The organism is Actinomadura rugatobispora, assembly GCF_055379765.1.
In genome coordinates, this window is the sequence record NZ_AP029191.1 from 9,998,147 (window position 1) to 10,016,670 (window position 18,524).

The 18,524-nt window shown below is 72.7% G+C and carries 17 protein-coding genes; 11 read left to right on the forward strand and 6 right to left on the reverse strand.

Annotation, left to right across the window (positions count from 1 at the left end; translation table 11 throughout):
- The first annotated feature begins 130 nt into the window (after positions 1-130).
- The 3 genes from ACZ466_RS44955 to ACZ466_RS44965 all read left to right on the forward strand — a co-directional run bounded on the left by ACZ466_RS44955 (position 131) and on the right by ACZ466_RS44965 (position 5,163).
- Complete coding sequence (locus tag ACZ466_RS44955; protein WP_378283115.1) at positions 131-2,434, forward strand: MFS transporter; 2,304 nt, start codon at positions 131-133, stop codon at positions 2,432-2,434.
- Positions 2,435-2,733: 299 nt separating this feature from the next.
- A complete protein-coding gene (locus tag ACZ466_RS44960; RefSeq protein WP_378283114.1) occupies positions 2,734-4,137 on the forward strand; it encodes an amidohydrolase family protein in 1,404 nt (467 codons plus the stop codon).
- Positions 4,138-4,155: 18 nt separating this feature from the next.
- Positions 4,156-5,163, forward strand: a complete 1,008-nt coding sequence (locus tag ACZ466_RS44965; protein WP_378283113.1) for an LLM class flavin-dependent oxidoreductase — start codon at positions 4,156-4,158, stop codon at positions 5,161-5,163.
- A 64-nt stretch (positions 5,164-5,227) separates the two neighbouring features.
- Here the strand turns inward: ACZ466_RS44965 and ACZ466_RS44970 are convergent, their stop codons facing one another.
- The 4 genes from ACZ466_RS44970 to ACZ466_RS44985 are packed head-to-tail and all read right to left on the reverse strand — an operon-like array spanning position 5,228 to position 9,909.
- The gene (locus ACZ466_RS44970; RefSeq protein WP_378283112.1) at positions 5,228-6,328 is read right to left on the reverse strand and encodes an ABC transporter permease; all 1,101 of its coding nucleotides are present in this window, start codon (positions 6,326-6,328) and stop codon (positions 5,228-5,230) included.
- A complete protein-coding gene (locus ACZ466_RS44975) occupies positions 6,325-7,410 on the reverse strand; it encodes an ABC transporter permease (protein WP_378283111.1) in 1,086 nt (361 codons plus the stop codon). The genes ACZ466_RS44970 and ACZ466_RS44975 overlap by 4 nt, the downstream gene beginning before the upstream one ends.
- A complete protein-coding gene (locus tag ACZ466_RS44980) occupies positions 7,407-8,903 on the reverse strand; it encodes an ABC transporter ATP-binding protein (protein ID WP_378283110.1) in 1,497 nt (498 codons plus the stop codon). The genes ACZ466_RS44975 and ACZ466_RS44980 overlap by 4 nt, the downstream gene beginning before the upstream one ends.
- A gap of 4 nt (positions 8,904-8,907) precedes the next feature.
- Complete coding sequence (locus ACZ466_RS44985; protein ID WP_378283109.1) at positions 8,908-9,909, reverse strand: BMP family protein; 1,002 nt, start codon at positions 9,907-9,909, stop codon at positions 8,908-8,910.
- A 237-nt stretch (positions 9,910-10,146) separates the two neighbouring features.
- Here ACZ466_RS44985 and ACZ466_RS44990 point away from each other — a divergent pair, with 237 nt between their 5' ends.
- The 6 genes from ACZ466_RS44990 to ACZ466_RS45015 all read left to right on the forward strand — a co-directional run bounded on the left by ACZ466_RS44990 (position 10,147) and on the right by ACZ466_RS45015 (position 15,659).
- Positions 10,147-11,334 (forward strand): M20 family metallopeptidase, encoded by a 1,188-nt coding sequence (locus ACZ466_RS44990; protein WP_378283108.1) that lies wholly within the window; start codon positions 10,147-10,149, stop codon positions 11,332-11,334.
- Positions 11,331-12,431, forward strand: a complete 1,101-nt coding sequence (locus ACZ466_RS44995) for a pyridoxal phosphate-dependent aminotransferase (RefSeq protein WP_378283107.1) — start codon at positions 11,331-11,333, stop codon at positions 12,429-12,431. The genes ACZ466_RS44990 and ACZ466_RS44995 overlap by 4 nt, the downstream gene beginning before the upstream one ends.
- Entirely contained in the window at positions 12,428-13,870 is a 1,443-nt protein-coding gene (locus tag ACZ466_RS45000) for an amidase (protein WP_378283106.1), read from the forward strand. Before ACZ466_RS44995 ends, ACZ466_RS45000 begins: the two co-directional genes overlap by 4 nt.
- 235 nt (positions 13,871-14,105) lie before the next feature.
- Entirely contained in the window at positions 14,106-14,837 is a 732-nt protein-coding gene (locus ACZ466_RS45005) for a GntR family transcriptional regulator (RefSeq protein ID WP_378283105.1), read from the forward strand.
- Between the two features lie 82 nt (positions 14,838-14,919).
- The gene (locus ACZ466_RS45010; protein ID WP_378283104.1) at positions 14,920-15,129 is read left to right on the forward strand and encodes a sugar phosphate isomerase family; all 210 of its coding nucleotides are present in this window, start codon (positions 14,920-14,922) and stop codon (positions 15,127-15,129) included.
- Entirely contained in the window at positions 15,126-15,659 is a 534-nt protein-coding gene (locus tag ACZ466_RS45015) for an HAD domain-containing protein (RefSeq protein WP_378283103.1), read from the forward strand. Before ACZ466_RS45010 ends, ACZ466_RS45015 begins: the two co-directional genes overlap by 4 nt.
- 2 nt (positions 15,660-15,661) lie before the next feature.
- On the opposite strand, the gene ACZ466_RS45020 is transcribed toward ACZ466_RS45015, so the two are convergent.
- Positions 15,662-16,411, reverse strand: coding sequence for a hypothetical protein (locus ACZ466_RS45020; protein ID WP_378283102.1), 750 nt, complete (start codon positions 16,409-16,411; stop codon positions 15,662-15,664).
- A gap of 128 nt (positions 16,412-16,539) precedes the next feature.
- On the opposite strand from ACZ466_RS45020, the gene ACZ466_RS45025 reads away from it, so the two are divergent.
- Both ACZ466_RS45025 and ACZ466_RS45030 read left to right on the forward strand, forming a co-directional pair.
- Entirely contained in the window at positions 16,540-16,896 is a 357-nt protein-coding gene (locus ACZ466_RS45025) for a BlaI/MecI/CopY family transcriptional regulator (protein ID WP_378283101.1), read from the forward strand.
- A gap of 2 nt (positions 16,897-16,898) precedes the next feature.
- A complete protein-coding gene (locus ACZ466_RS45030; protein ID WP_378283100.1) occupies positions 16,899-17,771 on the forward strand; it encodes a M56 family metallopeptidase in 873 nt (290 codons plus the stop codon).
- Here ACZ466_RS45030 and ACZ466_RS45035 read toward each other — a convergent pair.
- Positions 17,704-18,507 (reverse strand): AAA family ATPase, encoded by an 804-nt coding sequence (locus tag ACZ466_RS45035; protein WP_464041942.1) that lies wholly within the window; start codon positions 18,505-18,507, stop codon positions 17,704-17,706. The genes ACZ466_RS45030 and ACZ466_RS45035 overlap by 68 nt on opposite strands.
- Positions 18,508-18,524 lie beyond the last annotated feature (17 nt).

The window sequence follows — 18,524 nt, forward strand, 5'->3', positions numbered from 1 at the left end:
AGTACCCGCCGGGGCGGGGGAGGGCGCAAGGACGGGCCCGCCACGGCCCGGCCCCGATGTGTGCATCGTGCATAACGTATGTAGAGTGCACATGGCATCCGAGCCGGTTCGGTGCCCGAGAGGAGAGAACGTGTCCCCAGCACCCCGGGCCGGGGCGATCGTCGGCGTCCTGGCGTGCGCCGGCATCGTGGCTTCCCTGATGCAGACCCTCGTGGTCCCGCTGATCGGCGAGCTGCCGCGGCTGCTGGACACCAGCCCGGCCGACGCCTCGTGGGTCCTCACCGCGACGCTGCTGGCGGGCGCCGTCGCCACCCCCGTCGTCGGGCGCATGGGCGACCTGTACGGCAAGCGGCGCGTGCTGCTGGGCTGCGTCGCGCTGCTGGTGGCCGGCTCGGTCGTCAGCGGGCTGGCCGACTCGCTGGTCCCGATGGTGGTCGGGCGGGCCCTGCAGGGCATGGCGTCGGGCATCATCCCGCTGGGCATCAGCATCATGCGCGACGTGCTGCCCGCCGAACGCCTCGGCTCCTCCATCGCGCTCATGAGCTCCTCGCTCGGCGTGGGCGGCGCGTTCGGCCTGCCGCTGTCGGCCGTCGTCGTCGACAACGCCGACTGGCACGCGCTGTTCTGGGGGACCGCGGTCCTGGCCGTGCTGATCGGCGTCCTGGTCTTCCTGTTCGTGCCCGAATCCGAGGTCCGCGCCCGCGGCCGCTTCGACCACCTCGGCGCGGCGGGCCTGTCGGCCGGGCTGGTGTGCCTGCTGCTCGCGGTGTCCAAGGGCGGCGACTGGGGCTGGGACAGCGGCACCACGCTCGGCCTGTTCGGGGCCGCCGCGCTGATCCTGCTGCTCTGGGGCTTCTGGGAACTGCGCGTCGCCGAGCCCCTGGTCGACCTGCGGACGACCGCCCGGCGCCAGGTGCTGCTGACCAACCTGGCCTCGATCGTCATCGGCTTCTCGATGTACGCGATGTCGGTGCTCTCCCCGCAGATCCTCCAGCTTCCCGAGGCCACCGGCTACGGGCTGGGCCAGTCGATGCTCGCCGCCGGTCTGTGGATGGCCCCCGCCGGGCTGGTGATGATGGTCGTGTCCCCGATCGGCGCCAAGCTGTCCGCGGTCGCCGGGCCGAAGATCTCGCTGCTGACCGGCGCGCTGATCATCGCCGCCGGGTACGGCGTCGCGCTGCCGCTGATGGGCGAGGCGTGGGGGATCCTCGCCTTCTCCTGCGTCTGCAGCGCGGGCGTGGCCTTCGCCTACGGCGCCATGCCCGCCCTGATCATGGGCGCGGTGCCCGCCTCGGAGACCGCCGCCGCCAACGGCTTCAACACCCTGATGCGCGCGGTCGGCACCTCGACCTCCAGCGCCGTCATCGGCGTCGTCCTGGCGCAGATGACCGTGCGCATGGGGCCGGTGTCCATCCCGTCCGAGAACGGGTTCCGCGTCGGCTTCCTCATCGGCGCGGGCGTGGCGGTCGCGGCCGCGCTCCTCACCCTGAGCATCCCGGGCCGCCGCCGCCGCGCCCCGGCCGCCCAGATCACCGCTCCGGCCGAGCTTGCCGGTCCCGCGGCCCCCGCTCCCGCGCCTGTGGCTCCCGCACCCGCGCGGGCCGCCGTCCCGGAGGTCCCCGCAGCGACGGGCTCGACCGTCGTCAGCGGGACCGTCCTGAGCGGGTCGCGGCCCGTCACGGGCGCCGCGGTGACGCTGATCGACGACGCGGGCCGCCAGGCCGCGCACGCCGTGAGCGGCGAGGGCGGCCGGTACGCCCTGAGCACCGCCAGGACCGGCCCGTTCCTGCTGGTCGGTTCGGCGGCCGGGTTCGAGCCGGCCGCTGTCCCGGTCCAGGCGGCCGGGGCCGCGATCGACGCCGACGTCCGCCTGACCGGGCCCGCCGGGGCGGGCGGCACCGTCCGCGACGCCGTGACCGGCGAGGCCGTGCCGGGCGCGACGGTGGTGGCCGTCGACGGCACCGGCGATGTGCTGAGTTCGACCGTCACGGGGGACGACGGCGCGTTCTTCCTGACCGACCTGGCCGCGCCGAACCACACCCTGGCCGTGCGCGCCGCCGGGTACCGGCCCCAGGCGTTCCAGAGCGAGTCGCCGGGCGCCGCAGGCTACTGGGCGATCGCCCTGGAGCCCGCGGCCACGCTGAGCGGGACGGTGCGCGCCACGTCCGGGAATCCGCTCCCGGACATCCGGGTCGCGGTGCTGGACTCCGGCGGCAACGTCGTCGCCGCCTCGGTCACCGGCGCCGACGGGTTCTACCGGTTCGACGACCTGGCCGCGGCCGACTACACGCTGGTGGCCAGCGGGTACGCGCCCGTCGCCGGGACCGTCAACCTGAACGGCACCGGAGTGGACGCCTTCGACCTGGAGCTGTCGCAGCACGTCGACCCGCAGTCGGCGGCACCCGTCCGGCAGGAAGACGCCGCCTCGCGCTGACGCGGCCCCGCCCGTGAGAACGCCCGGCCCTTCGGCCGGGCGTTCCGGCTTTCGCGCACCGACTCGGGCACGACCCGCTCACAGATTTGAGATCTCGGTATCTCACTTTTCCCGGAGCTTGTCCTGGATGCGGCTCGTGGTGCGTGTCAAGCCATCTGATGAGGTGTAACACGCCATTAACGTGAGGGGCTGGTCCGCGAACCGAGGGTGGAAGTTCCGTTCTCGGGCCCACCTCTTGACAAGGGGGCGGCCCCTCCTTGAGATTTGAGATCTCAGACATCGTCCCTGCTGGAGTGCTCATGACCGATAGGACACCGTGCGACATGATCATCACCGCGGGTTGGGTGATCACGGTCGACGCCGAACGCCGGATCTTCCAGGACGGTGCCCTCGCGGTCACCGGAACGAAGATCGTGGAGGTGGGCAAGGCCGCGGACCTCGACGGCCGGTACGCGCCCGCGTCCCGGATCGACCGGCCCGACGCGGTGGTCATGCCCGGCATGGTCAACGGCCATCGGCATCTGCTGTGCTGCGCCAAAGGCGCGATGCCCGAGGGCGGGACGACGCTGGAGTCCTTGCGGCGCTTCATCTACCCCTCCTTCTCCTCCCTCGAGCCGGAGGACATGAACGTCTACGCGCGGCACGCCACGGCGGAAATGGTCCGCAACGGCACCACGTTGTTCGAGGAGCCCGGCTGCGAGCACCTCGACGCGGTGCTGCCGGCGATCGCCGAGTCGGGCATGCGCGCGCGGATCGGCCTGTGGACCTGGGACCAGCAGGGCTCGGGCGGCACCGACGGGCTGCCGGACTGGCTGCGGCTCGACACCGCGGCCGCGATCCGGCGTCTGGAGACCGGCATCGAGACCGTGCAGAAGTTCGGCGACGAGCGCATCCGTCCCGCCGCCACGATCGAGGGCGTGACGACCTGCTCCGACGAGCTCACCGTCGCCGCGGCCCGCATCGCCGAAGAGACCCGGACCCTCGCGGTGCAGCACAAGTCGACCAGCGAGCGGGAGGTCGAACTCGAACTGAGGGTGTTCGGAGAGCGCCCGATCCAGCACTGCGCCAGCATCAAGGCGCTCAACCCCTACACCCTGCTCAACCACGTCACCAGCCTCGACGCCGACGATGTGGCGGCCATCGCCGACACCGGCGCGACGGTCTCGCAGAACCCCACGACCGCCCTCAAGCTGGCCAAGGGCACCACGGTGTTCGGGAAGTGGCCCGAGCTGATCGAAGCCGGTGTGCCGATGGGCCTGGGGACCGACGCCGAGAACTGCTCGAACCACCAGGACATCTGCCGCGCCATCTACCTGGCGGCGCTGCTGCCGCGTGACGCCCGCCGCGACCCCAACGCCGTCAGCGCGGAGACCGCCGTCGAACTCGGCACCCTGGGGGGCGCCCGGGCCCTGCGTTTCGACGACGTCACCGGTTCACTGGAAGCGGGCAAGGAAGCCGACATCGTCATCTTCGACACCGATGACTACGACTGGCGCCCGCTGCACAACCCGATCGCCAACCTGGCCTACGGCGTCACCGGCCACTCGGTCGACACCGTGCTCATCGGCGGGCGGATCGTCCTCAAGGACAAGAAGAGCACCATCTTCGACGAGGGCGCCCTGCGCGAAGAGGTCGAACGCACCGACCGGCGCATCCTCAAGAAGATCGGCATCGACCCCAAGCCCACCTGGCCGGTTCTCTGACGGAAAGAGGTCGTTCCCATGGACGGTGGCGTCACGCTCCAACCGGTCTACGAGCCGGACCGGTTCGTCTCGATGGTCCAGCACATCGAGCGGGCCGGAATGAAGAACCTGTGGCTGACCGACTCCTCACTGCACTCCCGGTACGCCTACGCGTATCTGACGCTGGCGGCGGTGAACACCGCGACCCTCAGGCTCGGCACGGCCGTCACCAATCCGGTGACCCGGCACCCCGCGCTCGGCGCCGTGGGCGTCTCCACCATCGACGAGATCTCCGGTGGACGGGCGATCTACGGCATCGGCGCCGGGGACCGGCCGCTGGAAGCCCTGGGGCTGCGGCCCGCGAGGCTCGCGCTGCTCGAGGACGCGATCGTCGCCGCGCGCCGGCTGTGGAGCGGCGAGCACATCACGATGCGGGCACGCGGGTTCGAGCTCGACGACGCGCACCTGCGCTTCGCCTCCCGACCGGACATCCCCGTCTACGTCTCGGCGAGCGGCCCGAAGACGCTCGAACTCGCGGGGCGGATCGCCGACGGCGTCATCCTGCTCGCGGGACTGCACCCGGACGGGATCGAGTACGCCCTGCGGCACATCGACCGCGGCGTCGACCAGGGCGGCCGCTCCGCGCGGCCCGAGATCACGGTGTTCGCCTACGGCGCGATCGACGAGGACGAGGACGCGGCCCTGGAGGCGGGCCGCACGATCGCCGCGTGGTTCCCGATGACCGCCCCGATGTACTGCGAGATCGCCGGCCTCTCCGCCGAGCTGGTGGCCCGGGTCCGCGAGGAGTACTCCGGCGGCGAGTTCCAGGAGGCGGCCAGGGCCGCCGAGCTGCTCCCCGCCGAGTTCGTCCGTCGCATGGCGCTGGCGGGCGACCGGGCGGCGGCGCGCGAACACATCCGCACCCTGGCCAAGCTCGGCATCGACAGCATGACCGTCTTCCCGATCGGGGGCGACGCCACCAGCCGCCTGGCCACGGTGACCGCCTTCGCCGAGTGCCTGCGCGAGGAGGGACACCTGACCGGGTGAATCCCGTAAGCGGAGAGCCCCGCGTCCCCGAGGGGACGCGGGGCTCTCCCGGCTCCACCGGCTCTCAGCGCCGGAGCGCCTGCAGGGGCCTGCCGATCATCGCCGGGGCGCGCACGTCGCGGGAGGAACCGGCGAGGGCGGCCAGGCTGAGGATGTAGGGAAGGCTCAGCCAGAACTGCGATGGCAGCTGTACGTCGGGCAGGGACATCGCGCCGACCAGCCCGGCCGTGACGCAGGCGGCGCCGGTCGGCACCAGCCACCGTGGCCGCGGACGCGACCTGCGTACCCGGAGCACCGCCGCCAGCGCGAGGGCGGCCCCGATGGCCAGCAGCGCGATCCAGACCTCCCTGGGCACCGACCCCATCGACTGCAGCCGCAGCTGGAGCGCGTCGGTGAAGCCGAAGACCAGGCAGGCCGCCACGACGCCGTAGGGCCGCCACTGGCCGAAGACCACCGCGGCGAGGGCCAGGAACCCGCGACCGGCCGTCATGTTCTCGGCGAACAGCCCGACCTGCCCGACCGACAGGAACGCTCCGCCCAGCCCGGCGAGCGCGCCCGCGGTCAGCACTCCGATCCACTGGACGCGTATGACGCTCGCGCCCGTGGAGTCGAGCACCTCCGGCTTCTCACCGGCCGCCCGGATCATCAGCCCGCGGCGCGTCCGGAACAGGACGAAGGCGACGGCCGGTCCCAGCACGTAGGCGAGATACACGAGCGGGAGCTGATCGAACAGGACCGGGCCGATCCCCGGGATGCCGGACAGCAGCGGTACGGCGAAGGGTTCCATCCGTACCGTCGTCGGCTGCGAGCCCTCGAACTGCAACCGGTAGAGGAACAGCGTCACGCCCGCGGCCAGCAGGTTGATCGCCACGCCCACCACGATCTGGTCCCCGCGCAGGTTCACCGCGGTGAACGCCATGATCGCGCCGGTCAGCAGGCCCACCGCCAGGCCGGCGGCGAGCCCGAGGAGCACGCTGTGGGTGCCGTAGGCGGTCAGGAACGCGGCGTAGGCGCCGAAGAGCATCATCCCCTCGAGGCCGATGTTGATGACCCCGGCGCGTTCGGAGACCAGCTCGCCCAGCGCCGCCAGCAGCAACGGGACCGACAGCCGGACGGCCGCGGCGAACAGCGCGACGTCGAAGAGGGTGGTGTCGAAGGGGATCACGAGGCGACCTCCTGAGCCACGGGAGGGGCGGCGGCATCGTCCTTGCGTGGCCGGGAGCGGGGCCGGCGGCGGTCGAGGTACCAGGCGGAGGCGGTGACGAGCAGGATCACGATGGCCTGGGTGGCGGTGACCAGACCCGAGGAGATGCCCACGCGGGCCTCGAGCAGTCCGCCGCCCTGGCGCAGCGCGGCCAGCAGGAACGCCGCGGGCACGCAGCCCAGCGGCGAGTTGCGGGCCAGCAGCGCGACGACGATGCCGTCGAAGCCGTACTCGGCCGAGAAGCCGGGCGCGAGATTGCCCGCGGGGGAGGCGAGGACCAGCGACGAGCCGGCGACGCCGGCCACTCCGGCGGACGCGCACAGCGCGCCGGCGCCGACCAGGGTGGTGCGGGTCCCGGTCGCCCGCGCGGCCTCGGCGTTGGCGCCGGTGAGCCGGAGCCGGTAGCCCACGACGGTGCGGCGCAGCACGAACGCGGCGGCGACCACCAGGGCGATCACCAGGATGATGTCGGCGCGGAGCGTCGTGCCCGGCAGCAGGATCGGCCACCGGGCGGACGGGGCGACCGGCGAGCTCTGCCCGAGCGTTCCCGTCGGCTCCTCCATCGGGCCGTTGGCCAGCCAGGACACCATCTGCGTCATGATCAGGGTGAGCAGCAGGGTGGCGATGAAGTCGTTGACCCCGTAGCGCGCCCACAGCCAGGCCGCGACGCCTCCCAGCGCGGCGCCGCCGACCGCGCCGGCGGCCACGGCGAGCGGAAGGTGCACGGCCCCGGGCAGCCCGGCCGCCCCGAGCCCCACGACGGCGGCGAGCGTGCCGCCGGCGAGGATCTGCCCCTCCAGCCCGACGTTGAGCCGCCCGGCCCGGGAGGCGATCACCCACCCGATGGCCGCGAGGACCAGCGGGACGAACTTGGTCAGGGTCGCGCCGAACTGCGCGCGGCTGCCGAAGGCGCCGTCCCACATGGCGCGGGCGGCCTCTCCCACCGGCGCGCCGGTGAGCGCGATGACCAGCAGGGACGCCGCCAGCGCGAGCACCACCGCGCCGAGGCTGACCAGCGGCCCGCGCACCGCGTGGACGCTCATCGCCACTCACCTCCGGCCGCCATCAGCTCCCCGAGGCGTTCCCGGGTGGCGGCGCCGGCGTCGAGGACCGCGACGATGGCGCCGCCCGACATCACGGCGACCCGGTCGGAGAGCGCGAGGATCTCGTCCAGCTCGGCCGAGAACAGCACCGTGGCACCGCCCGCGGCCTTGTGGGCGTTGATCCGGGAGTGGACGAACTCGATCGCGCCGACGTCCAGCCCGCGGGTGGGCTGCGAGGCGATCAGCAGGTCGGGCCCGCCGTGCAGTTCCCGGGCCAGGACGATCTTCTGCTGGTTGCCGCCGGACAGCCGTTCCACCGGGGTCTCGGGGGAGCGCACCCGGATCTGGAACTGCTCGATCAGCGACCGGCAGTGCGCGCGGACGCGTCGTGCGGACAGCGTGCCGTACCGGCTGAATCCGGGGTCGCCCACCGCCCGCATCATCAGGTTGTCCGCCACCGACAGCGACAGCGCCAGGCCGTCCTTGTGCCGGTCCTCGGCGATCACGCCGACCCGGGCCGGCCCGGCGCCCGCGGCCGGGGCGACCGTGACGGTGCCGGCCGTCGGCGCACGGACCCCGGCGAGCAGATCGGCCAGCTCGCTCTGCCCGTTGCCCTCCACTCCGGCGATGCCGAGCACCTCGCCCGAGCGCACCTCGAGGTCGATGGGACCGAGGGCGCGGACGCCCCGGTAGGCGGCCAGCGTGAGGCCCCGGGTCCGCAGCACGGGCGATCCGGTGGCGATCGAGGGGCGCTCGGTCCGCAGGACGACGTCGCGGCCGACCATCATCCTGGCCAGTTCTTCGGGCGGGGTTCCCGAGACCTCCACGGTGGACACCACACGTCCCGCGCGGATCACCGTGCAGCGGTCCGCGACCGCGGCGATCTCGCCGAGCTTGTGCGTGATCAGCACGATCGCCATGCCGGAGCGGGCGAGGGCGCGCAGCACGACGGCGAGCCGGTCCCATTCGGCGGGGGAGAGCACCGCGCTGGGCTCGTCGAGCAGCAGCACCCGCGCGTCGCCCATCAGGCACTTGAGGATCTCGATGCGCTGGCGCTCGCCGACCGGCAGGGTGTTCACCGGCTCGTCGGGCCGCACGGGCAGCCCGTGCCGCTTGCTCAGCTCGATCAGCCGGGCCTTGATCCGCCGGTCGTCGAGCCGCCAGGGCTGGGCGGCCCCGCGCGACAGCGCCACGTTCTCGGTGGCGGTCATGTCGGGCACCAGCATGAAGTGCTGGTGGACGACGCCGATCCCGCGCGCCCGCGCCGCGTCCGGATCACCGGGCGGGAGCGGGGCGCCGCCGACGAACACCTCGCCCTCGTCCGGCCGGGTCAGCCCGGCCAGGACGCGGACCAGCGTCGACTTGCCCGCCCCGTTCTCGCCGAGCAGGGCGAGGATCTCGCCGGAACGGACCTCCAGGTCGATGCCGTCGTTGGCGACGAGGTCCCCGTAGCGCTTGGTCACCCCGCGCAGCCGGAGGACGTGCTCCGCCATGGCCTCAGCCGCCCTGCGGCATCGTGACGGCGCCGGAGTTGATCTTCGCGGTGGTCTGGGTGACGACCTCCTGGTGCCCGGCCGACGACGGGCACAGCCTGAGCGCCTGGACGTCCGGGTCCTCCAGCGCGTAGAAGCGCGGCTCGGCGGGAAGGCTGCCGGCCTTGTAGTCCTTGAGCACGTGCTGGACCATGACCCGGGTGTTCTGGTAGGCGAACCCGATCAGGTGCGGCGACTCGGAGCAGCGGTCGGTGGTGGGGTTGAACACCTTGACGTCCTTGCCGGATTCGGCGACCGCGTCGAGCACGCCGGGCAGGCCGGCGTCCTGGAAGGCGTAGATGACGTCGGCCCCGTTGGCGATCTGGGCCGCGGTCGCCTCCTTGGCCTTGGCCGCGTCGCTCAGCGAGCCGACGGTGGTGGAGGCGACCTTGATCTTCGGATCGGCCGAGCGGGCTCCCGCGGCGAAGTCGATCGAGGACTGGGAGTTGGGCGGGATGTCGGTGCCGCCCACGTAGCCGATCGAGCGCGTCTTGCTCGCCCTGGCGGCGACGACGCCGGCGACGTAGGCGGGGACTCCCTGCCTGGTGGCGTAGGTGTGCAGGTTCCTGATCCCCTTCTGCACGACCCCGGACATCACGAAGGTGACGTCGGGGAACTGCGGGGCGACGGTGTTCCCCGCCGACACCAGCGAGCTCCCGCCCGCGATGATCAGGTTGTTGTCGGCCGCCAGATTGGTGAGCGCGTCGACCGCCGCCTGCGGTGAGTCGACGTTGTCGACGACCGAGACCTTCATGCCCTCCTGGGACGCCATGGCCTGCACGCCGTCCAGGTAGGACTGGTAGAACGCCTTGTCGTTGCGCGGGCCCGCCAGCACCACGCCGACCTTGGTGCCCTTGGCCGAGCCCGAGCCTTGGGCGGTCCCCCCGCTGCCCGAGCAGGCGGTGACCAGCAGCGCGGGAGTGACCACCAGGCCGAGCAGGCCGCGGCGCCAGGACGTTCGGTTCATGAGTTCTCCTCAAGGACGGTGCCCACACTGGCGACAGTTTGAGATCCTGAGATCGCACCTTGGTTCGCGAGCATCATCGCTGAGGGCTACAAGCCGGTCAAGACCGCTTGAACTGCTGTTACATCGAAGAAACATGCGGAGGAGGGGACTCGTGCCACGGCTTCACCTGGGCGGAACTTGACAGATGCCAGCTCGGTCGCGGAGATTTGAGATCGCATTTTCGGACCTGGGGGTGTGATGGAGAAGTCAGCCGCGGTCGCCAAGGCCATCGACAGCGTCGACGAGGACCGGGTGGTGTCGCTCGTCCAGGAGGTGTGCAGGATTCCCAGCGTGCTCGGAGACGAGCGGGGACTGGCGGAGTACCTGCTGGGCGTGCTGGAGGACTCCGGCTTCGCCGGTGCCGGGCTCCAGGAGGTGCTGCCCGACCGGCCCAACGCCGTCGGTGAGATCGATTTCGGCTCCGGGCCGCGGGTCGTCCTCACCGGGCACATGGACACCAAGCCGGTGTCGATCGGCTGGACCGACGCCGAGCCGTTCGGCGGCGAACTGATCGACGGGTTCGTCTACGGCCACGGCATCATGGACATGAAGGCCGCCCTGGTCTGCCAGATCGTGGCGGCCGAGGCGGTCCGCGCCTCCGGCGTGCCGGTGGCCGGACGTCTCGCCTTCGCCGCCGTCAGCGACCACATGGGCGACCAGCTCGGATCGATCCGCTACTTCGACGAGTACGACGCCGATCTGTGCGTGCTCGGCGAGCTGTCCGACAACGAGATCTACCTCGGCCACCGCGGCCGGTACTACTTCGACATCACCGCCCAGGGCCTGTCGGCGCACACCTGCCACAAGCCCCTGGCCGTCAACGCCAACGTGCTGGCGGCCAAGGCGATCCTCGAACTCGAGGCCTCCCGGCTGACGCCCGAACTCGAACCGTGGGTGCGCGACCTGTTCGGCGAGGAGACCTACATGGCGCCCGGCCGCGTGTACGGCGGCCTGCCGCCCGGCGGCCCCTCGATGATCCCGGACGAGTGCGTCATCCGGCTCGACTGCCGGCCCCAGCCCGGCGTGGACGTCGCGACCGTCCGGGGCGAACTGGAGCGGTGCCTGGACAGCGTCGTGCGCGCCGATCCGCGGTTCAAGGCCAAGGTCGAGCTCGCCGACGTCAAGTCCCCCTACGTCGCCGATCCGCACAGCACGGTCGTCCAGACCATGGTCGAGGCCGTCCGGCAGGTCCGCGGCACCGAGCCGCGGCTCAAGGCCGCCGGCTGGCTCGGCGACACCGCCAGCTTCGGCGAGCGGATCCCCACGGTGATCTTCGGTCCCGGCGGCGAGCCGGTCTACTGCCCCAACGAGCGGCTGTCGGTCGAGGACATCATCGAGGCCACGAAGGTCTACACCGCCTTCTCGACGCTGGCCCTGCTGTCATGACCGCGGCCTGGTCGTTCGAGTTCCTGCTGAACCGCCCGGGGGTTGCGTGGATGGGGCAGAACACCACGCATCTGGAGCCGCCGCCGGAGGTGCTCGACGCCCTGCTGCGCAGCACCCGCGCGCACGAGTTCCAGCTCTACGCCCCGGCCCTGGGGTTCGAGGAACTGCGTGAACTCATCGTGGAGGACCTCGGCCTGCCCGGCATGGCGGCGTGGATCACCGACGGCGCGGTCGGCGGCCTGCACCACATCTGCACCGCCCTGGCCGGCGACATCACCCGGCTGATCACCACCGACCCGGGCTGGCCGTGGCCGGGCCGGTTCGCCGGGCTGGAGAACGTCCCGGTGTCCACGGTGGAGGTCTACGGGGCCGGGCACGGCTGCAGGATGACGGCCGGGCAACTCGCGAACACGATCGAGGCGGGTTCCCTGATCTACCTGATCGACCCGCTGAACCCGCTGGGCAGCCGGTACGAGCGGGACGAACTCGCGGCGATCGCGGAGCTGGCGCGCGAGACCGGGTCGCTGATCGTCCACGACTGCACCTACCGCCACTTCGCCGACGGGCACACGCTGGCCGCCGAGCTCTACCCCGAGGGAACGCTGACCACCTACAGCTTCTCCAAGTGGCTGGGGCTGGCCGGGCTGCGGCTGGGCGCGGTGGTCGCCGCACCCTCGCTGCTGTCCCGGCTGACGGCGGTCCCGTCGAACCCCCTGGGCGCCAACATCCAGGCGCAGCGCGCGGCCATCGCCGGGCTGAAGGTCAAGGGGCCCTGGCTGGACCGGCTCCGTGCCACCAACCGGCACAACCAGGAGATCGTGTGCCGCGCCGTCGACGACAGCGGCCTGGGCTCGGTCGTGGTGCGTCCCTCGCACGGCAACTTCCTCGCCGTCGACATCGGCGCCGGCTCCCGGACGTCCGAGGAGATCTGCCGTGCCCTGCTCGACCAGGACATCTTCATCCGGCCCGGGACCTACCAGTCGCCGCGCTTCGGTGAGCGGTTCGTCAAGATCAGCACATCGGTGCCGACGGAATGGGCCGAGCGGTTCGCCGCGGCCTGGTCCGGGCTGCCGGCCCCCACCGGGACGGGGCGATGACGGCACGGTTCGCGGATCTGGGCCTGGAGGAGTACCGGGCGGCCAGCGGGGTCGAGCTGGGCCGCCGGGTGGCTCGGGGAGAGCTGTCACCGGTGCAGCTCACCGAGTGCGCCCTGCACCTCGCCCGGGCGGCGGAACCCGTGATCAACGCCTACGCGGCGCTGCTGCCCGAACGCGCCCTGCGCCAGGCCGCGGAACTGGAGGCCGAGGCCGCGGCCGGGCGCGTGCGCGGCCCTCTGCACGGCGTGCCCATGGCGGTCAAGGACAACATGCTCTACGAGGGGGAACCCACCGGCAAGGGCTCCCGGACCAGCCCCGGCACCCCGGCCACCGCCTCGTCCCCGATGGTGGAGCGGCTGCTGGCGGCGGGGACCGTCGTGATCGGGAAGACCACCACGCCCGAGTTCGGCTGGAAGGGCACCGGCATCTCGCCCCGCACCGGGGTGACCCGCAACCCGTGGAACCCGGCGCGCAACTCCGGCGGTTCCAGCGCCGGCGCGGGCGCCACCGTGGCCTCCGGCGCGGTGCCCATCGCCACCGGCACCGACGCCGGCGGCTCGGTCCGGATTCCTGCGGCGTTCTGCGGCGTCGTGGGACTGAAGCCCACGCTGGGCGCCATCCCGGTGTGGCCGGGCACGGTCAACGAGAACCTCTCCCACGCCGGTCCGCTCACCCGGCATGTCGATGACGCCCGGGCCGTCCTCGACATCACCCGGGGCCCCGACCCGCGAGACCCGCAGTCGTACCACGCCCGCCCGCCCGCCGGGAGCCCGTCCCGCCGCATGCGGGTCGGCGTCGTCCGCGCGCCCTTCGGAGTGCCTCCCGGCGCCGAGGTCGCACCGGCCGTCGACGCCGCGCTGGAGCTGCTCGCGGCCACGCTGACCGCCTCGGACGCCGCCGAGTTCCAGGACGTCGACCTTCCCGCGCGGCCGCCCCGCGAGATCTTCGAGGCGCTGTGGGTCACCGGTCGCGGCCTCGGCTTCCGCGACCTGATCCGCGAGCGGGCGGAGGTGATGGATCCGGGGCTGGTGCGGCTGGCGACGCTGGCCGAGGGCTACGACCTGGCGGCCTACTACGCCGCCCTCACGCGCCGGCGCGAGTTCAACGCCGAGCTGCACCGCTGCCTCGACGAATGGGACCTGCTGGTCATGCCGACCATGCCCATCGCCGCCTTCGCGGCCGACGCCGAGGTCCCCGAGGGAGGCGAGATCGGCGCCCCGCTGCCGTGGATCACCTGGACGCCCTACACTTATCCGTTCAACATCACCGGCCAGCCCGCCATCACCCTCCCGGTCGGGCTCGGCGCGGGCCGGATGCCCGCGGGCGTGCAGATCGTCGGCCCTTGGGCCCACGACGACGCGCTGCTCGCGTTCGCGCGGCTGTGCGAGCGGGCGCTCGCCCCCCTGAATGAGACGACCGTTGTTCCGGCGGGCTGGTGACGCTGTGAAAGGCGTGGGTGAGTTCGCCCGTGGAAATTCCGCTCGTTCCGCGACCGACCTGAGGAATTGGCGGCCAGGGCGCCGCCGTTCGGTTGAAACGGCTGCCGCCGGGCGTCTCGGCGTTATCGGATGAGTGCGGCACCCGGGCCCGGGTCCGTCGGGCAAGATTGTAGGCATTGCTGTCCGGGACGCGGACGCGGCCGGACAAGGGATAACGAAAGCGAAGGTCATATCGATGGCTAGGGCACAGGTCGGGAAAAGCCCGGGCGAGGGGGCGCTCGCCGACATCCTCGCCATCTCCGCAAACGAGACCGACCCTGATCATCATCTGCAGATCAAGGAGGTCGTGTACCGGAGGCTCGTGCGCGCCATCGTCGAACTCCACCTGCGCCCCGGGCAGCAACTGCGCGAACGTCAGCTCGCCGAGCAGATGAGGGTGTCGAAGACCCCCATCCGGGAGGCTCTCGTACGGCTGGAGAAGGAAGGGCTGGTGACGGTGGCGCCCTACCGGGGCGCGATCGTGCGCGGCTACACCCATACCGACGTGCGCGAGATCTACGAGCTGCGCGAGCTGCTCGAAGGCTTCTGCGCCCGGCGGGCCGCCATGCAGATCAGCGACGCCGACGAGGCGGAGCTGCGCGCGAACGTCCGGCGCAGCCGCGAACTGCTCGACGCGGGGGCCTCCGACGAGCTTCCGGCCCTGTTCGACGAGTTCGACCGCATCCTCTACCGGCAGGCGGCGGGTCATCGCATCGGCGGCCTGCTCGTCGAGCTGGACCTGCACCTGGAGCGGCTCGGCAATCTCACCGTCGAGGTGCCGGGACGCCTGGACGCCTCGGTCCGGCAGCACGAGGCGATCGTGCACGCGATCATCAAGCGGGACCCGCCCGCCGCCGAGTCGGCCTGCCGGGACCACATCCGCAGCGTCTACGCCGATCTCATCAGCGAGCTCCCCGAGGGCTGGTGAGCGACGGGGGCGCTCGGCGGAGCAGCCCCCGCACGGGAAGCCGCCTGCCAGGGCAAGATCCGGCAGGCGGCTCGTCGGCACGATGATCGTCCTGGTGGAGCACCGCACCCGGGCGGGTGCGTCCAAGATCGTGGAGATCTGCACGCTCCCGCTCACCGGCGCGTCCTGCGTCCACCGGATCATCACCGGCCTCGCCGTCATCGACGTGCCCGGCGGCCTCGTGCTCGCCGAACGCGCCCCGGCGTCACGCCCGCGGAGGTCCGGGACGCGACCGGCTATCGTGCGGCCGTGACGGGTTCCGCGCAGCGTCCGCTGCTCTTCCTCGATGTCGACGGGCCGCTCATCCCGTTCGGGACGCCCCCGCCGGGGCGTCCGGACGGCCACCCGACCTACGAGACCGATGACCGGCCCCTGCCGGCCGGTTCCAATCCGCTCCTCGGCAGGATCGACCCCGCCCACGGGCCGCGGCTGATGGCCCTGGGCTGCGAACTTGTGTGGGCCACGACGTGGGGAGAGGACGCGAACGACTGCGTCGCGCCGTGGATCGGCCTGCCCCGGCTGCCGGTCGTGGACTGGCCCGAGCCGTCCGCCGCCGACGAGCGGGACGGACTGCACTGGAAGACCCGCGCGCTCGTCGAGTGGGCCGCGGGACGCCCCTTCGCCTGGGTCGACGACGAGATCACCGACATCGACCGGGCCTGGGTGACGGCGCACCACGCGGGAAGCGCTCTACTCCACCGGGCCGACCCCCGCCAGGGCCTCACCGGAACCGACCATGCCGCACTCCACCGGTGGGCGCGCACGGTCATGGACAGGGTCTGACCTCAGCGGTGCAGGCCGCGCGCGATCCGCAGCAGTTCCTCTTCGGAGAGCGGGGGAGCGGCTCGCGAGATGACGGCGAAGCCGATGCCGTCGGCGCTCCAGCCGATCTCGCGTCCGAGCCGGTCGCCGTCGCTCCTGATCTCGGCGACGTGACCGTTGACGTCGGCTCTGCCCCGGGAGGACATGCCGGACAGCGGCGGTGCGGGTGACGCGCTCTGCACGATGAGCAGCTCGGCGTGGTCCCCGGCCGAACGCGCATGGTCGCGGGACCAGGTGACGGGCGCCCGCCGCGACATCAGGGGAGCGCCCGCGGGCGCGAGGAGGCTGTCCCGCAGGAACCGGTACCGCGGTGGAAGGTGGCCGATCCGCCAGAGCCGGCGGCCGTCGAAGTAGGGGACGGGCGCCGAGGACGAGGTGTCGGTCAGCGTCCGGCCGGAAAGCGGCCGCTTCAACGTCGTGCTCACCTGCACGATGTGCAGCGCCTGGGCGCATGTCTCGTCGGTGCCGATCTCGTTCAGCGTCAGCGCCACGCGCCGGCCGTCCTCGTCCGCGGACAGTTCGAACCGGGGGCAGGAGGCCCGCGCCGGAACGGCGGGCACGATGACGCGTCCTTCGGGCGTGACCAGCGCCCGGACAATGGGCTGAGGGAACGCCTTCTCGCCGACGATCCCGCAGCCGGCCGCGATCACGGTGCACTGGAGGGACAGGCCCGAGGCCACCATGGCCCGCCGACGACCTGAACCCCGTCCCATGGCTCGATGCTCGGTCAGCGTCCCCGCCGAGGCAATACCCCCGGCGCCCGCTTTCACCGGTCGTGCACTGCTACACGCGTAGTAACGTGTGGGCGGATCCGGGTCCGTCGAGCGGTGGGAGGTGTGGGGTGGCGCGACGACAGCTCGGGCAGTTGGAGGCCGAGGTCCTGGCCGCGCTGGCAGCGGCCGGCGACTTCGTCGGCACCGCCGACCTGCGCTCCGGCCTCGCCGGTGATCCCGCCTACACGACGGTCAACACGATCCTGTTCCGGCTGCACGACAAGGGCCTGGTCACCCGCAAGCGGGTGGGGCGCCAGTTCCGCTACCGGCTCATGGTCGACGAGGCGCGGCTGGTGTCCGACCGGATGCACGACCACCTGCGCTTCGCCAGCGACCCCTCCAGCGTGCTGAGCCGGTTCGTGCAGGATCTCAGCCCCGAGCAGGCGCGCCGTCTGCGGGAACTCCTGGACGGCCCGGAGGAGTAGGGATGATCGAGTACACGTTCCTGCCCGCGGCGATCGCGCTGCTGCTGGGCCTGGTCCTGGGGTGGGCGCCGCTGCCGCTGCACCCGGTGTGGTCGGCCCGGCTGGCGGCCACCACGGCGGTCACGGCGGCGCTGGCCACGGCCGGCACACTGCTGTTCGTCACGGTGAACTACGCCGCGACGCTGTTCCCCGACGCCGCCGACCGGCTTCCGGAGTGGACGCTGTTCGGCGACGACACCCCGGTGCCGGCCCCGCTGGGCGTCCCGGCCACGGTCCTCACCGTCCTCGTCGCGCTGGTCGTGGTGCGCTCGGCGGTGCGGTGGACGCGCGAGGTCCGCACCGCCCGCGAGTTCTCCCGGTCGGTGCTCGACACCGACCTGCCGATCGCGGTGGCCATCCCCGGCCGCCACGGCGGGGTACTGGTCTCGCGCGGGCTGCTGAAGGTCCTGGACGCCGGGGAGCTGCAGGTCGTCTTCCGGCACGAGCTGGCCCATCTCCGCCACCGCCACCACCGCTACCTGGCGGCGGGCTCGCTGGCGGCGGCCGTGGTGCCGCTGCTGCGGCCCCTGGACCGCCGGCTCCGGTTCGCCACCGAGCGCTGGGCGGACGAGGAGGCGGCCGAGGCGGTCGGCGACCGGGCCCTGGTCGCGCGGACGATCGCGAAGGTGGCGCTGGCCCGGCCGACGAGCCCCGCGCCGCTGCCCTCGTTCACCGACTCGGTCGTGGTGCAGCGCGTCGCCGCGCTGCTGGCCACCCCGCCCCGCAAGAACCCCGTGAGCGGCCCGGTCATCCTCGCCGGCAGTGGCCTCACCACCGGCGCCCTGGCAGCCGCGGCCTTCCAGCTCGACCACGCCCTGGCCTCGACGTTCCTCTGAGCCCCGAGGCGGCTCCCGCTTCGACCTCCCGCGGGGACCGGCCGAACCCGATGGCCCGCAACGCGTCCGCGGCCGGACGGTCCAGGAGCACCGCCATGGTGCATCCCCGGGGCGGCCGTCCCCGCTCGGTGCGTGCGATGAGCCGGCCGGTCGTGCGGCAGTGACGGGCGAAGGCCCGCCCGGAGACCCTGCGCCCCCGCGACGCCTGGCCCGCCAGCGCCACATCGGGCGGTACGTCCAGCAGCAGCAGGGTGAGGGCGCCGCCGCGGAGCCGCGCCTCCCTCGCCAGCCACCGCCTGATCCAGGCGTGGGCGCCGCTGTCGTGCACGAGAACGCTGTCACCGGAGCGCAGGGCCCGCCAGAGGCGCACGTAGTGCATGGCCCGGACCAGCGGCCGGTACGCGCCGTACGGCAGGAGCGGCAGCCGCCGTTCCCAGTCCTCCCGGGCGTCCTGGGAGTCGACCCAGCGCACCCGGGCGCCGTGCTGGATCGTCCGCTGGATCAGGGTGCTCTTGCCGCTGCCGGGCAGCCCGGACACGGCGACCAGGTCGCCGGCCGGGAACCGCAGCTCCGTGACGGCCGTCCAGGGCTCCGGGCCGCCCGCGCGCAGGTCCAGGGGCGTCGGCTGGGAGGTCGACCGGGTCAGGTGCAGCCGCAGGCCGGTGCCGGCGACCGGCCGCGGGGGCGCCGATGTTCCGGCCCCTCGGACCGCGGGGTGACGCGGGGCGTCGTCCAACCGGCTCGCCGCCTTCC

Coding starts and splice junctions, on each gene's coding strand:
- ACZ466_RS44980 (WP_378283110.1), bottom strand. CDS start 8,903: ATGGCGGAGCACGTCCTCCGGCTGCGCGGGGTGACCAAGCGCTACGGG.
- ACZ466_RS44960 (WP_378283114.1), top strand. CDS start 2,734: ATGACCGATAGGACACCGTGCGACATGATCATCACCGCGGGTTGGGTG.
- ACZ466_RS45030 (WP_378283100.1), top strand. CDS start 16,899: ATGATCGAGTACACGTTCCTGCCCGCGGCGATCGCGCTGCTGCTGGGC.
- ACZ466_RS45005 (WP_378283105.1), top strand. CDS start 14,106: ATGGCTAGGGCACAGGTCGGGAAAAGCCCGGGCGAGGGGGCGCTCGCC.
- ACZ466_RS44965 (WP_378283113.1), top strand. CDS start 4,156: ATGGACGGTGGCGTCACGCTCCAACCGGTCTACGAGCCGGACCGGTTC.
- ACZ466_RS44985 (WP_378283109.1), bottom strand. CDS start 9,909: ATGAACCGAACGTCCTGGCGCCGCGGCCTGCTCGGCCTGGTGGTCACT.
- ACZ466_RS44975 (WP_378283111.1), bottom strand. CDS start 7,410: ATGAGCGTCCACGCGGTGCGCGGGCCGCTGGTCAGCCTCGGCGCGGTG.
- ACZ466_RS45020 (WP_378283102.1), bottom strand. CDS start 16,411: ATGGGACGGGGTTCAGGTCGTCGGCGGGCCATGGTGGCCTCGGGCCTG.
- ACZ466_RS44990 (WP_378283108.1), top strand. CDS start 10,147: ATGGAGAAGTCAGCCGCGGTCGCCAAGGCCATCGACAGCGTCGACGAG.
- ACZ466_RS45000 (WP_378283106.1), top strand. CDS start 12,428: ATGACGGCACGGTTCGCGGATCTGGGCCTGGAGGAGTACCGGGCGGCC.
- ACZ466_RS44995 (WP_378283107.1), top strand. CDS start 11,331: ATGACCGCGGCCTGGTCGTTCGAGTTCCTGCTGAACCGCCCGGGGGTT.
- ACZ466_RS45010 (WP_378283104.1), top strand. CDS start 14,920: ATGATCGTCCTGGTGGAGCACCGCACCCGGGCGGGTGCGTCCAAGATC.